The organism is Affinundibacterium danionis, from assembly GCF_042432465.1.
Lineage (GTDB): Bacteria > Pseudomonadota > Gammaproteobacteria > Burkholderiales > Burkholderiaceae_D > Undibacterium > Undibacterium danionis.
Genome location: NZ_JBHLXJ010000016.1, coordinates 63535 through 77994 on the forward strand (window position 1 = coordinate 63535; position 14460 = coordinate 77994).

The 14460-nt window shown below is 46.7% G+C and carries 11 protein-coding genes; 3 read left to right on the forward strand and 8 right to left on the reverse strand.

Annotated elements, in window-relative coordinates; translation table 11 throughout:
* Positions 1–272 precede the first annotated feature (272 nt).
* The 5 genes from ACFFJH_RS14980 to ACFFJH_RS15000 all read right to left on the reverse strand — a co-directional run bounded on the left by ACFFJH_RS14980 (position 273) and on the right by ACFFJH_RS15000 (position 8321).
* Positions 273–3869 (reverse strand): indolepyruvate ferredoxin oxidoreductase family protein, encoded by a 3597-nt coding sequence (locus tag ACFFJH_RS14980; RefSeq protein WP_390213712.1) that lies wholly within the window; start codon positions 3867–3869, stop codon positions 273–275.
* Between the two features lie 523 nt (positions 3870–4392).
* Positions 4393–5139 carry a LytR/AlgR family response regulator transcription factor gene (locus tag ACFFJH_RS14985; RefSeq protein ID WP_390213714.1) on the reverse strand — a complete coding sequence of 249 codons (747 nt, stop codon included), beginning with the start codon at positions 5137–5139 and terminating at the stop codon, positions 4393–4395.
* Positions 5140–5162: 23 nt separating this feature from the next.
* Entirely contained in the window at positions 5163–6260 is a 1098-nt protein-coding gene (locus ACFFJH_RS14990; protein WP_390213715.1) for a sensor histidine kinase, read from the reverse strand.
* Complete coding sequence (locus tag ACFFJH_RS14995) at positions 6233–7165, reverse strand: LysR substrate-binding domain-containing protein (protein WP_390213716.1); 933 nt, start codon at positions 7163–7165, stop codon at positions 6233–6235. Before ACFFJH_RS14995 ends, ACFFJH_RS14990 begins: the two co-directional genes overlap by 28 nt.
* 106 nt (positions 7166–7271) lie before the next feature.
* Positions 7272–8321: a GGDEF domain-containing protein gene (locus ACFFJH_RS15000; RefSeq protein WP_390213718.1), complete on the reverse strand. Its 1050-nt coding sequence runs from the start codon at positions 8319–8321 to the stop codon at positions 7272–7274.
* A gap of 638 nt (positions 8322–8959) precedes the next feature.
* Here ACFFJH_RS15000 and ettA point away from each other — a divergent pair.
* The 3 genes from ettA (at position 8960) to ACFFJH_RS15015 (ending at position 11764) form a co-directional block, all read left to right on the forward strand.
* Positions 8960–10627, forward strand: a complete 1668-nt coding sequence (ettA, locus tag ACFFJH_RS15005) for an energy-dependent translational throttle protein EttA (protein ID WP_390213719.1) — start codon at positions 8960–8962, stop codon at positions 10625–10627.
* Between the two features lie 74 nt (positions 10628–10701).
* Positions 10702–11118, forward strand: coding sequence for a flagellar basal body-associated FliL family protein (locus tag ACFFJH_RS15010; RefSeq protein ID WP_390213720.1), 417 nt, complete (start codon positions 10702–10704; stop codon positions 11116–11118).
* A 55-nt stretch (positions 11119–11173) separates the two neighbouring features.
* Positions 11174–11764, forward strand: a complete 591-nt coding sequence (locus ACFFJH_RS15015) for an IMPACT family protein (RefSeq protein WP_390213721.1) — start codon at positions 11174–11176, stop codon at positions 11762–11764.
* Here the strand turns inward: ACFFJH_RS15015 and slmA are convergent.
* From slmA to argB, 3 genes are all read right to left on the reverse strand, one after another.
* On the reverse strand, positions 11759–12331 hold the full coding sequence (slmA, locus tag ACFFJH_RS15020) for a nucleoid occlusion factor SlmA (RefSeq protein ID WP_390213722.1): 573 nt from the start codon (positions 12329–12331) through the stop codon (positions 11759–11761). The two genes, ACFFJH_RS15015 and slmA, sit on opposite strands and share 6 nt — an antisense overlap.
* Before the next feature lie 23 nt (positions 12332–12354).
* Positions 12355–13053: a pyrimidine 5'-nucleotidase gene (locus ACFFJH_RS15025; protein WP_390213723.1), complete on the reverse strand. Its 699-nt coding sequence runs from the start codon at positions 13051–13053 to the stop codon at positions 12355–12357.
* Positions 13054–13534: 481 nt separating this feature from the next.
* Positions 13535–14458 (reverse strand): acetylglutamate kinase, encoded by a 924-nt coding sequence (gene argB / locus ACFFJH_RS15030; protein ID WP_390213724.1) that lies wholly within the window; start codon positions 14456–14458, stop codon positions 13535–13537.
* Positions 14459–14460 lie beyond the last annotated feature (2 nt).

Consider the following 14460-nt stretch of genomic DNA (forward strand, 5'->3'; position numbering starts at 1 on the left):
ACGCTATGCTTCGATTATATGACGTTTCGATTTACGTTTACGTTCACGTCACTTAGAAATTTCAGTTTTTTGTTGGTTTTGGCTTTTTGACTCCCTTCTCCCGCAAGCGGGAGAAGGGTTGGGGATGAGGGGATTTCAGCTTAGTAGCAAAGTGTGCCCTAGAGCTATATTTCTGCTCACTAAATCTTACTTTTACACTTATTGCGAACTTTGCATTTTCTGAACTACCCTCACCCCAACCCTCTCCCGCCTGCGGGAGAGGGAGTTTAAGATCAAGCCACCTGCTGTTTGCTAGGCACACTCATCAAAGCCGCTTTCTCAACATGATAAGCCTGCATGGCTTTTTCTTTCACATGGCCGAAACCGCGAATTTTCTCAGGCAAGCTAGCAATCGCGACCATTTGATCGAGGTTGTCAGCATTGAGTTTGTTCAATAAAGACAGCATGGTATCGCGGTAATCTGCAATCAAAGCACGTTCTTGGCGACGTTCTTCGGTGTAGCCGAAGATGTCGAGCTTGGTGCCACGCAGGCCTTTGAATTTCGCGAGCAATTTGAAGGCTTGCCACATCCATGAGCCATATTGCGCTTTGACCAAGCGGCCTTGCGCATCTTTCTTGGCAAATAGCGGTGGCGCCAAGTTGAACTTGATACTGAAGTCACCTTCGAATTGTTGTTTCAATTTCTCAGTGAATTCGCCATTGGTGTACAAACGAGCGACTTCGTACTCGTCTTTGTAGGCCATCAATTTGTAAGCATATTTCGCCACGGCCATGCTTAAGCGATTGCCTTTAGCGAGCTTTTCTTCAGCACTACGCACGGCATTGACGAGCTCTTGATATTGAGCGGCGTATCCCGCATCTTGGTACGCAGTCAGCTCGGCGACGCGACGTTTGATGACGCTGTCCAAACTTTGCGGCATCTGCACGACGACTGGTTTGGCTGGGAAGGCGATGTTCTCCACGCGCTTCAAATCAACCGCGGCACGACGGCCCCACAAGAATGCCTTTTTGTTTGCATCGATGGCGACGCCGTTCAATTCAATGGCGCGCAACAAAGCCGCTTCAGACAAAGGAATCGCGCCTTTTTGGAAAGCGAAACCCAGCATGAACAAATTAGTCGCGATCGAATCACCCATCAAAGCCGTCGCCAACTTCGTCGCATCGACGAAATCAACATTGCCACCGACGGAATCAGAAATCAAACGCTCTGTTGACTCTAAAGGGAATTGCCAATCTGGGTTCTTCGCAAACGCACCGGTTGGTTGTTCGTGGCTATTGATCACAGCACGCGTACGACCTGCACGCATTTTCGAAATCGCATCGTGTTGGCCTGCGGTCAAAATATCGCAGCCCAAAATCAAATCGGCTTCACCGGTTGGAATACGTTGCGCACGCAATTTACTGACTTTTTCCACCACGCGAATATGCGACGTCACCGAACCATTCTTCTGCGACATGCCCGTCATATCCAACACAGAAGCGACCTTACCTTCCAGATGCGCTGCCATACCAAGCAAAGCACCGACGGTGATCACACCGGTGCCGCCGATACCGTTCAATAAAATATTGTAGGACGTATCGCAGCTTGGCAGGGTCGGCAATGGAATATCACCGAAATCGTCGGTCTTCGCTACACCCGTTTTCGACTTCACTAACTTGCCACCTTCGACAGTCACAAAGCTAGGGCAGAAGCCTTTGACACAGGAATAATCTTTATTGCAGGATGATTGATCAATCGCGCGTTTGCGACCAAACTCGGTCTCGACCGGCATGATGGAAGTACAGTTTGATTGCACACCGCAATCGCCACAACCTTCACAAACCGCATCGTTGATGAACATGCGTTGGTTCGGGTCGGGGAATTGACCTTTCTTGCGACGACGGCGTTTCTCAGCAGCGCAGGTTTGATCGTAAATCAACACCGTGGCGCCTTCGATCTCGCGCAATTCGCGTTGTACTGCATCCATGTCTTTGCGATCATGCAAAGTCACTTGACCAGGCAAACCACTGCGGTCCGCATAGCGGCTCAAATCTTCGGTGACCAAGGCAATGCGTTTCACACCTTCGGCTGCCATTTGTTGCGCCATCATGGGGACGCTGATGGTGCCATCCACTGGCTGTCCACCTGTCATCGCGACCGCATCGTTATACAAAATTTTGTAAGTGATGTTGACCTTGGCTGCCACTGCGGCGCGAATCGCCAAATAACCAGAGTGGAAGTAAGTACCATCACCCAAATTTTGGAAGACGTGAGGCAACGTGGAGAAAGCCGCTTGGCCTATCCATGGTGCGCCTTCACCACCCATGTGTGTAGTCAGCTTATTGAACTCAGGATAAATCGCGGTGGCCATCACGTGGCAACCGATACCTGCTAGAGCCAAACTGCCTTCTGGCACTTTGGTGGACGTATTGTGCGGACAACCTGAGCAGTAGTACGCTGGTCGCGCTGGCGTGTTGACTTGTTTGGTCAAGACTTCGTCTTTGGCTTCCAAGAAAGCCATGCGCTCTTTGATTAAATCACTCGTGTGGAAGCGCGCAATACGTTGGGTAATCACGCGCGCAATTTGCGATACTGAGAAGTCGGCTTTTGACGTCAACAACCATTCACCGCGCGGTGCAACCCATTCACCTTTTTCATCGAACTTACCAATCACACGTGGTCGCACATCGTCGCGCCAGTTGTACAGTTGTTCTTTGAGTTGGTACTCGACCATTTGACGTTTTTCTTCGACCACCAAAATTTCATCGAGACCTTGTGCAAACTCACGCACACCATCTGGTTCCAAAGGCCATGGCATAGATACTTTGTATAACCGTATGCCAATCTCTGCCGCCATCTTTTCATCGATGCCGAGATTCTCAAACGCTTCCAACACATCGAGATAAGACTTGCCGGAAGCAACAATACCAAGCTTCGCATGTGGGCTATCTATCGTCACATGATTGAGTTTATTCGCACGCGCGTACGCCAAAGCCGCATAGATTTTATAGTCTTGCATCAAGGCTTCTTGCTTACGGGCTTGTATGCCTAAAGTGTCGAGCGATAAACGCGTATTCAGACCGCCTTCTGGCATCACAAAATCTTCGGGAATTGTGATTTTCAAACGGAAGGGATCGGCATCGACAGAGGAAGTCGATTCCACCGTATCGGCCAAGGCTTTGAAGCCGACCGCGCAACCGGAGAAACGCGACATGGCCCATGCATGCAAACCCAAGTCTAAGTATTCTTGGACATTAGCCGGATACAACATTGGAATCATGCAGGCGGAAAAAATATGATCGGACTGATGCGGCAAGGTCGAAGAGTAAGCGCCGTGATCATCACCCGCCACCAAGATCACGCCACCGTGTTTCGAGGTGCCAGCATGATTCATGTGTTTGAAAACATCGGCACTACGATCAACGCCCGGGCCTTTGCCGTACCACAGACCAAATACGCCATCGTATTTGGCAGGGCCAATCAGATCGACAGTTTGCGTACCCCATACTGCGGTAGCGGCTAAATCTTCATTCACACCGGGAACAAATTTAATATGATTCTGTTCCAGTAATTTCTTGGTTTTCCACAAAGTTTCATCCAAACCACCGAGCGGTGATCCGCGATATCCTGAAATGAAACCAGCTGTATTCAAGCCAGCGGCGAGATCACGCTGTCTTTGTATCATCGGCAAGCGCACTAATGCCTGAATGCCTGATAAGAAAATCGTACCGGTATTGGATGTGTATTTGTCATCCAGAGTGACTGGTGCCAACGGTGGCGCAGAATTGGAAACGACGGAGGATGTTGCTGAGGCTGTAGGTGCTAGGGTAGACGAAAGCGAAGACGCTTCCACCGGACCAGCAGATTTCATTGCTGTGTCGGATGACATGGTAGAGCTCCAAAAAATTTGTGATTTTTGTGTGCAAAGAACTTGGGCTGCGTCCGGTAAGACACAAGTCTGTTCTGAGCTTATGGGAAGGTAATCGCCATAAGTTCAAGTTGCATCGGCTGAGATGGCAGCCATTTTAATTCAATTCAGGCCTGATACCCAAGAAAATGCCCGTCAATACGGTCGTTTTTCATCAGAAAGTTTCTTAAAACCTAATGAGCCGCACCACAATTCCTATGAACGGCGCTTGAACATCAGGTTTTAATACTTTACGTAGTTTCAGGCAAATCTGAATCGGAGACATCAAAGAAAGCTTTCGAAATACCGGGATGGAGACCACACCCATTCGCTGCAGCGCTTTCTCGACTTCCTTTGAAATCTGCTGTGTTCACAGTGTAGTGAGACTTCCTGCATTTGAAAAATACGGAATTAAAATAGGGGTATAAGTAAAATTGATATCACCTAAAAAGTACTATTTAGCGCTAGAAAATAGTATCGACTGCTATCTAGTTATACTTAGTAATCACGACTTTAGGCTAGACAATATCTGCTCGCGATATTGTCGGCTACATGGAACCAGTGCACCGCTGCGTAATTGAAATTCCCCATCGCCTTTTCCGGATAAGCGATTTTCAAAACTGACGATCTGATCACGTCGCACCAGATAACTGCGATGACAACGTGCATATGCACTTCCCAAGCGTTGCGCTGTCATCAGCAATGTCTGACGCAACATATGCGAATTTTCCGGAGTATGCAGCAAGACATAATTATCTGCCGCTTCCACCCAATGAATATCAGAAACAGCTAGCACGATCACCCGTCCACGCTCTTGAATAATCATAGGCGCAGCTTCACTCAAGGTATCCGCTTTTTTGTTTTGGAGGGCTAAAGATTTACTGATTTTTTGCAGAGCACGCAAGAAGCGCTCTTCATCGTAGGGCTTGAGCAAATAATCAATTGCATTGGCATCAAACGCTTGTAATGCAAATTGATCGTAAGCGGTGACAAATACAATGAGTGGTGCTGGCTCTGGCAATTGTTGTGCCACACTCAGCCCATCCATTTCCGGCATGTGCATATCTAGAAAAACGACATCAAACGATTGCTGCCCTATGAGCGATAAAGCTTCCACCCCATCTCTTGCTTCTACAATGTGAGTGGGTTCTGCCTTTAACTGTGCGCCGGCATGTTCAACAAGAAGCCGACGCAATTTTTCACGCGCAGGACGTTCATCATCGACTATCAGTATTCGTAATTCTTGCCTCATGCAATTCCCCATACAATTGCGTCCTAGTTGCTAGAGTCTTGGGACACAATACGAACTTCGGAGCGCACGCCTGCAGGGAGGTTTTGTTCAATGTAAAAACTGGCCTGATCACCGTACATCACTTCTAATCGCTGACGCAGATTATTCAAACCGATACCCGTTGGATTCGATCCTAGACTACCCATATTATCTTCGACGATCATACTAAGCACATTCTGAGTCAAACTGGTTTTGATACTGATATGTGTCATTACCGAACGCTTTTCTACCGTATGTTTAAAGGTATTTTCCAATAGCACTTGCAAACACATGGTCGGCACTTTGCATGTCAGGCTACGCGGGTCAATTTGCCACTCAATACTGACTCGATCAACAAAACGCAATTGCATTAATTCAGCGAAAGCGCGTAGCAAATCAATTTCCCGCGCCAAAGTAGTTTCTGTTTGCTCACCCAAGTCCAGAGTATGGCGCAACAATTCTGCCAGACGACTGATAGCCGTGTCGGCCGCTTTCAGATCTGAATACATCAATGAAGAAATAGTATTCAAGGCATTGAACAGAAAATGCGGCTGAATTTGCTGACTCAATCGTTGGATATGGGCTTGTTGCAAAAGTCGAGTGGCACGCTCGGCATTCGCTTTTTCTTCTATCAGAAATAAATACGATTGAACGCCGAAGACGGCCACATAAAATAGACCGAAAAATATGGATAACTTTACAGACTCATAAACAAATACTTCTAGCCAAGGATCGTGCGAATAGCTGCACCCGAGCAAAGCGTATACAGCATGACGTATCGAAAAAGTGACGCAAACAAAACCAATACAAACTAGAGGAAGATAGGCAATCAAGCGCATAAACCAGCGCCGTGGTGTTTGCTGCAAAGACTTATTCGTTAAAAGCGGCCACTGCAAATAGAAAATAATCGTGCCGACAAAAGCAGAAGAGCTTTCCCAAAAAATGGGCTCCCAAATATGCTGACCACCATCACGTCGATAGTCTTGCACAGCCACTGCAACCATCAAAGCCCAAAACAAGATCGTACCGCCTATCGCACTGGCTTTGCCCAAACGGATGTTGTTTGCGCTTCCCATTAGACCAGACTCGTAGTACCTAGCCATTTACCACCAAGGCTAAGATCGCGACTAAGATCTAACACCAATTTTTCTACGGCCATAGCGGCATTGGTGAGAGGGATATTTTTTGATGAGCAGAGTACGACAGTACGCGATAGGTTGACATCGCTAATCGGTGTAGCACGCATTTCGCCACGCTCGATTTCAGGCAGCAAGGGTGACATTGGCAAAATAGTTGCCCCCATATCTGCCAGAATCGCCGATTTTAAAATCGCAATCGACGTAATATCGATCACATGTTCAATTCGCAGTCCTTGATCACGCACGACTTGTTCGATTCTTGGCCGCACACCGTGCTGTATGCTCGGTAGAATTAGAGGAACTTGCAGTGCTTTTGCGAGCGTGATGGATTTGCGCTTGCAGGCAAATTGCGAATCGGCACGGGTGATAAACATCATCTCTTCTTCCACCAAGGGCTTGGTGGTGAATTTACCCAGTTGTCCATCATCAAACAGAACTGCTAAATTTAAACGCCCCGATGCCAACTGCTCGGTCAAATTCCCAGTTAATTCCTCTGTCAGTTGAAAAACGATATCAGGAAAGGCCGCGCGCACCGCGCTCAGCAGTGGAAATGCCAAAGCACCCGACGCGCTCTGCGGAATACCCAGCGCTACCGTACCGCTAGGTTTGTCGGTCGTTTGATTGACCGCCGATTTGGCATCAGCAACTTGCTTTAAAATCGCTAAGGCATGTTCATAAAAAATTTTACCTGCATCGGTCGCTTGCATACCTTGTGCGGAACGATGGAGCAAGCTAGTTCCTAGTTCTTCTTCTAGCTGTTGTATCTGTTGGGTTAATGCAGGTTGTACGATGTGCAGTACGCGGGCTGCACGCGACAGAGAACCATGATCAACGATGGCAACAAAGTAGCGTAGTTGACGTAGTTCCATAAGTCGGATGAGTGCCTAAAAAACGAGTCGATTTTTAGGCAAATTTGAGAGTTGAAAGGGTTGAGAAAGGGTTGAAATATTTAAGAGATTTAAAATATTGGAGCGCTTAGAAAAATTCCACGCTATCTTGCGAATGTTCAATATGCAAAGCGCCCGATTGAACCAAATCTTCGTAATGACAAACGCGATTACGTCCATTGCTTTTCGCAAAATACAAAGCCTGATCGGCGCGTCCTATGATACCTACGGCAGGTTCAAATGGATCTATGTGAGCGAAACCTATGCTGATGGTCACCGTACCAACTTGCGGGAAGGGATAGCGCGCTACATTTTCACGGAAACGTTCAAAAATCATTTGCGCATCTTCTTTGCTCGTTGAACGCAGCAAAATCACAAACTCTTCACCACCGAAGCGAAATAATTTATCCGTAGGACGAAATGAAGAACGCATCAAATTAGCGACCAAAATCAATACTTCATCGCCATACAAATGACCAAAAGTATCGTTCACACGCTTAAAGTGATCAATATCTAAGACTGCCAGCCAATGCTGTTTTTCGCGATTACTATCACGACGTTCAACTTCGACTAATTCAGGGTTATCATGCAATTGTCGTTGCAAACCTGTGCGTATGATTTTCGAGAAATTATCGTCAAAGGTTTTTCGATTCAATAAACCTGTCAGTGAATCACGTTCGCTATAGTCGAGCAAATTTTGGAAATTACGATACACCACCAAAATACCGCCCATAACTTCTTTGGTATTTTCAGAATACACAGCAGGATTGTAAATTTCTAAGCAAACGTTGACTTTGTCGTTCATCCAAATAGGCAACCAAATCGTACGATTGCCATGATCGTCAGCATCTTCAATAACACTACTATGCTGCATCAAACCTGCTGCTAATTTTGGAAGCTGCTCAATAGGTACTTCAGGTGTCAGATGATCCAAATGATCTTCGCTAGCTTCTAACTTGCCTTCTGCGATGGTGATCTGTGCTTTAACAAAAGTCTTCTCGCCTACGTGCAAGACGTCCAAAACCCTAGCACGTGACGCATGAGTCAGCTCACTGAGTGCAGAAATTACGGAGATATTGAGCAAATCATGGTCGCGATGTCCCGTGATTTCCATCAAATGTTTGATTATTGATTCCATAAAGACGATCGAAGAAGCAGCTTTCAATGAACAAACTAAAACAACAATATGATAAGAACTACTGCTATTGATTAGCACTAACAACTAGGCCAGTGACTTCAATGTAATGCAATCGTTTCATCAATAACGCATTTAGAACTCATGACTCACTTACTTTATGCCATGCAGTGATACCACTTTTGAGAAAAAATACAATCTCAAACTATACCATTATTTTGTTTTCAAAATAACTATTTTCAAACTTCATGCAATTATCTTAACGCTATATGAAGGCTTAGGAAAAATTGTTCCAGCTAAACGACTAGAACAAGCCTAATCAGGTTCTGCATCCATCCGCACCAAGACTAAGCAAGGACTAATAACAAAACATTCTCCAGCTCACATCTAACAGATGATGCCACAAATTGAGTAAATGTTGTGATAGTGCAAGTCGGGATTAGCTTTGCTACATTTTTTGCAAATCAAATTTACACTCACTACCAGCACATTTTTCGAAAACTACTCAAGCCTTTAGAACGAGACATTGAGTCATGCAATGTACCCTATTTTTCATTTTTTTTCATACTCTCACTGCCTGATCTTATGTGCATGAGGTATCCTAACGACTTCGCATTTTCCCCAATATAAGAATCCCAAAAATGGCCAATTACGTCTATACCATGAACCGGGTCGGCAAGATCGTCCCACCTAAACGTCAAATTCTGAAAGATATTTCCCTCTCCTTTTTCCCAGGCGCCAAAATCGGCGTGTTGGGCTTGAATGGCTCAGGTAAATCTTCTTTATTAAAAATCATGGCGGGTATCGACAAAGATATTCAAGGTGAAGCCGTACCTATGCCGAATCTGAACATCGGCTATTTACCGCAGGAGCCGCAACTCGATCCTGAACAAACCGTGCGTGAAGCAGTAGAAGGCGCGTTGGGTGAGGTATTTGAAGCCAAAGCAAAATTGGAATTAGTGTATGCCGCCTATGCCGAAGAAGATGCAGACTTTGACGCACTGGCGAATGAACAAGCGCGCTTGGAAGCTATCATTTCCACCTCAGCGGGTGATAACGTGGAATTGCAATTAGAAATGGCGGCTGATGCATTGCGCCTGCCACCTTGGGATGCCAAGATTGGTGTTTTATCTGGCGGTGAAAAACGCCGTGTCGCTTTGTGTCGCTTATTGCTATCGAAACCAGATATGCTCTTGCTCGACGAACCGACCAACCATTTGGATGCGGAATCAGTCGATTGGCTGGAACAATTTCTATTGCGCTTCCCGGGTACCGTGGTAGCGATTACACATGATCGCTATTTCTTGGACAATGCTGCTGAGTGGATTTTGGAACTCGATCGCGGCGCAGGTATCCCGTGGAAAGGTAATTACTCTTCTTGGTTAGATCAAAAGCAAGCGCGTTTAAAACAAGAAGAAGCGACCGAATCGGCACGTCAAAAAGCCCTACAAAAAGAATTGGAATGGGCACGTCAAAATCCTAAAGCGCGCCAAGCCAAGAGTAAGGCACGTTTGGCACGCTTTAATGAGATGAGCGAACACGAATACCAAAAACGTAATGAAACACAGGAGATTTTCATCCCTGTCGCCGAGCGTTTGGGTAATGAAGTCATCGAATTCAAAAACGTTAGCAAGTCTTTTGGCGACCGCCTCTTGATCGACAATCTGAGCTTCAAGATTCCACCCGGTGCGATTGTCGGTATCATCGGCCCGAACGGCGCAGGTAAATCAACGCTGTTCAAAATGATCAAAGGCATAGAACAACCCGATAGCGGTGAAGTAGTGCTCGGTCAAACGGCAAAAATTTCACTGGTTGATCAATCGCGTGAAGACCTCGGCAATACCAAAACCGTGTTTGAAGATGTTGCCAATGGCGCGGATATTTTGACCGTAGGTCGTTTCGAAATGCCTTCACGCGCTTACCTAGGACGCTTCAATTTCAAAGGTGGTGATCAACAAAAAATCGTTGGCAATTTATCTGGCGGTGAACGTGGTCGTTTGCATTTGGCAAAAACGCTGCTGCAAGGTGGTAACGTCTTATTACTCGATGAACCATCGAATGATTTAGACGTAGAAACATTGCGCGCCTTGGAAGATGCTTTATTAGAATTCGCCGGTAGCGTGATGGTGATTTCGCATGATCGTTGGTTCTTAGATCGTATCGCGACGCACATCTTGGCATTTGAAGGTGATTCACAAGTGACTTTCTTTGACGGCAACTATCAAGAATACGAAGCCGATAAGAAAAAACGTTTGGGTGAAGAAGGTGCAAAACCTAAACGTATTCGTTACAAACCTTTAACGACCTAAAAACGACCTAAGTCAATTTAGCCACTGCCACATTACGTTTTTCACTCAAGTATTACCTCACTCAGGAGTTCGCCATGCGCAAAACATTATCTACTTTCGTGTTTGTAATGAGTTCACTCCTGAGTATGAGTTTTTGCTGCGGCATTGCGCACGCCAATGAAAAAGCCAGTGCATCGGCTGGATCTGGCGCGCCTGTGGCACGCCTCGATTCCTTCGTCGTTAATTTGGCTAGCTTTGATCGCTATCTACAAACCGTGGTCACTTTACAACTCGCCGCCAACGATGTCGCCGAGAAAGTCAAACTCTATATGCCCATGGTACGCCATGTCGTCATCATGACTTTAAGCAGCAAGGAGTCTAGCGAGTTACAGAGTATAGAAGGCAAAAAAGTGTTGATCGAAGAATTGCGAACCAAGATCAATCAGGTTCTCGAAACCAAAGGCGATAGTGGCGTGAATGACGTTTTTTTTGAAACCTTTGTAATCCAATAATCTAACTTAGGTTTAGCTGCAACTTTAGCTGCAACAAGAAAGACCTCGCACCGGTATGCATCAATTGAAATCGGCTGTCCATGCCGAAATAGAAATTAAAAAAAGCCGTTTTCTCGGTCAACTTTATCCCATCTTTTCGCGTGCAGAAGCACGTGCCTTACTCACTGAAATCCGCGCCCAACATCCCAACGCCGTACACGTATGCTGGGCTTTGTTATGCGAAGGTGATTCTGGCTTGGATGATGACGGCGAACCTTCAGGTACAGCGGCTAAACCTATGTACAACGTCTTAGTACATAAAGATTTGTTCAATGTTTTGGCAGTCGTAGTCAGATATTGGGGTGGCACTAAATTAGGTGCTGGCGGCTTAACCCGCGCCTACGGTCAGGCCATCTCGGATGCATTCAAAAATGCGGAGCTGATCCCTATTGAGGTGCTCAGCGAGATACAACTCAGTGTGAATTTTTCGGATGAATCATCACTGCGACGGCTATGCGAAAATCATCTCGGGCAGATTCTCGATGCGCAATATAACGATAGAGCAATCTTGAACATTCAACTCAAAGCCAGCGAGATCGAGCGTTTTTATGAAGAAGCGCACAATTTACTGCGTGGCGACATTCAACGTCTCTCGCCCGAACTATAAAAGTAATGCTAGTTGTATGCTGGCGTGTTCAGTTGGACTCGCCTTGAATCCAGTTTTGGCGTAACGCTGCCAACGCCCCAACACATAATTGGTCAATAAATTGGCTCGCATCGCCACTTCCGACTCCGCTACTTGCCCCTGCACTCCGGCTTGGCGCAAAGCCTGTTTATAAGCCAACTCCACTCTATCCATAAATTGATTCATACGCACTTGCAAACGCTCATCCTCGTTGACCAAAGCGTCACCAATTAAAACTCGCGTCATCCCGGGATTGCGTTCAGCAAAACTAAGCAGCATCAAGCTAATGCTATGCGCCTGTTGGATGCCATCTTTATGTTGTTGGCTAATTTGATTAATGAGTCCGAAAACCGTGGTCTCGATAAATTCAATCAGCCCTTCAAACATCTGTGCCTTACTCGCAAAATGGCGATACAAAGTCGCTTCCGAAACATCAATCTTCGCAGCCAGTGCTGCCGTCGTGATTTTCTCGCCTTTAGGATTTTCCAGCATCGCTGCTAAGGTTTGTAAAATCTGGAGCTTACGCTCACCTGGCTTAGTGATAGACATAATTTTCTGAGGAGAGAGGGCGACTAAAAAATACCAAGTTGACGCAAACGTCGCGGCAATTCGAAGACTGATTTTACTGTGATATCGGCACTGGCAGAAATACTTTTCTGTTGCACATGTTGTCCATGACCTGTGACCATCACGGTACGCAAACCAATTTGTTTGGCCGCGACTAAATTTGCCACACTATCCTCGACCAAAACACATTGATTCGCTTGCCAACCGTGTTGCGCTAATAGTTTGCGTAAATACGGTTTGCTGGGCTTAGGATGCGATTTCCCATGCACGCGCATATTTTCAATTGAGATATGCGCGGCAAAATGGCGGTGAATATTAAAGTGTCTGATCGCTTGTTTTGAATAGTCTTGTGGCGCGTTGGTGAACAAGATTTTTTTGCCGGGAAGTCGCGCTAGTATTTTGGACAAGCCGCGCTCTCTGGTGAGCAAGTCCGGCAAGTGCTCAAACTTGTGCGCTTCACGTAGGAATTCTTTTTCATCAACGCCGTGGTGAATGACCATGCCTTTTAGAGTTGCGCCGTATCGCTTTAAGTAGCCAACTCGTAGTGCTTCTACGGTGGTGGCATCGGATGGATGGTTGGCGTCTTTCAACACTTGCGCGATGTAGCGCGTCATGTTGTTGGCTATGCTGGGGAAGATAGCTGAGCTGGCATCGTGTAGGGTGTTGTCTAGGTCGAATAGCCAGATGGTTGGTTTTGTTTGCATTTCGCTTTGGCTTTACGTTTTGAGCAAAGCTCATCGTCCACAGGTCGGGGGTGGCCCGACGGCCACTCACTTTTCTTGCTTCGCCAAGAAAAGTAAGCAAAAGAAGGCGACGCGCTATCGCTGCCCTTCGGGTTCCCAATTATGCGCCACAAAAAATGGGAAAGCTTCGAAACTCGCTTCGCTCAGACAACGAAGCTTTCTTTTTCCATTTTCTGTGGCGCACAATTGGCATCGCTAGAAGCGGGAGAATCCAAAACCCGAACAACAACATAATGCGCCCGAAAATGGAATTTATGCTAGGGGGGAACGGATCATCGTACCGAACACCTGCTCCATCAAAATCTCCAACAGTTCTCGTAGGGCGGGTGAAACCCGCGCTGCTTGGGTGTTCTATGTGCTGGCGGCGCGGGTTTCACTGCCCTACCTTTTTGCGCCACCTAAGTTCCAGAATCGAAACTGAAATTACGACAAGGCATCGCCATCAATGGCTGCGAATCATCGTGCCGAATGCTTGTTCCGTCAAAATCTCAAGTAGCAAAGAATGCGGGATGCGGCCGTCGATGATGTGTACGGTGTTCACACCTGATTTCGCAGCATCTAGGGCTGAGGAAATCTTCGGTAGCATGCCACCTGAAATCGTGCCGTCTGCGAACATTTCGTCGATTTCTCTGGCGGATAAATCGGTTACTAAGTTGCCTTGTTTGTCCAACACGCCAGGAATATTCGTCATCATGATCAGCTTTTCGGCTTTCAGGATTTCGGCGATTTTGCCTGCAACTAAGTCGGCGTTGATGTTGTAGGCTTGACCGTCTTCGCCGAAACCGATTGGTGAAATAATCGGAATGAAAGCGTCGTCTTGCAGGGCTTTGACGACCGCTGGATTGATCGCGTCGATCTCGCCAACGAAGCCGATGTCCAAAAATTCACCTGGGTTTTCGCGATCGGGCATTTTCATTTTGCGAGCGCGGATTAAGCCACCGTCTTTGCCTGTCAAACCGACCGCTTGACCGCCGTAATGATTGATCAACATGACGATATCTTGTTGCACTTCACCGCCAAGTACCCATTCCACGACTTCCATGGTTTCTTCGTCCGTAATACGCATACCTTGCACGAAAGTGCCTTGTTTGCCGACTTTTTTCAGCGCGTTGTCGATTTGTGGGCCGCCACCGTGCACAACGACTGGATTCATCCCGACTAATTTGAGCAAAATCACGTCGCGCGCGAAGCCGTGTTTTAAACGTTCTTCGGTCATGGCGTTACCGCCGTATTTGACAACGATAGTTTTGCCGTGGAATTTACGAATATACGGCAAAGCCTCTGCCAAGATTTCCGCTTTAATTTCCGCATCGACGCCTGCTAAACGATCGGATGTTTCATGGAGAGTGTTTGTCGTATTGCTCATAT

Excerpts from the sequence above, each read along its gene's own strand:
- ACFFJH_RS14995 (WP_390213716.1), bottom strand. The coding sequence starts at position 7,165 with ATGGAACTACGTCAACTACGCTACTTTGTTGCCATCGTTGATCATGGT.
- ACFFJH_RS15025 (WP_390213723.1), bottom strand. The coding sequence starts at position 13,053 with ATGCAAACAAAACCAACCATCTGGCTATTCGACCTAGACAACACCCTA.
- ettA (WP_390213719.1), top strand. The coding sequence starts at position 8,960 with ATGGCCAATTACGTCTATACCATGAACCGGGTCGGCAAGATCGTCCCA.
- ACFFJH_RS14990 (WP_390213715.1), bottom strand. The coding sequence starts at position 6,260 with ATGGCTAGGTACTACGAGTCTGGTCTAATGGGAAGCGCAAACAACATC.
- ACFFJH_RS15000 (WP_390213718.1), bottom strand. The coding sequence starts at position 8,321 with ATGGAATCAATAATCAAACATTTGATGGAAATCACGGGACATCGCGAC.
- ACFFJH_RS14985 (WP_390213714.1), bottom strand. The coding sequence starts at position 5,139 with ATGAGGCAAGAATTACGAATACTGATAGTCGATGATGAACGTCCTGCG.
- slmA (WP_390213722.1), bottom strand. The coding sequence starts at position 12,331 with ATGTCTATCACTAAGCCAGGTGAGCGTAAGCTCCAGATTTTACAAACC.
- argB (WP_390213724.1), bottom strand. The coding sequence starts at position 14,458 with ATGAGCAATACGACAAACACTCTCCATGAAACATCCGATCGTTTAGCA.
- ACFFJH_RS14980 (WP_390213712.1), bottom strand. The coding sequence starts at position 3,869 with ATGTCATCCGACACAGCAATGAAATCTGCTGGTCCGGTGGAAGCGTCT.
- ACFFJH_RS15015 (WP_390213721.1), top strand. The coding sequence starts at position 11,174 with ATGCATCAATTGAAATCGGCTGTCCATGCCGAAATAGAAATTAAAAAA.
- ACFFJH_RS15010 (WP_390213720.1), top strand. The coding sequence starts at position 10,702 with ATGCGCAAAACATTATCTACTTTCGTGTTTGTAATGAGTTCACTCCTG.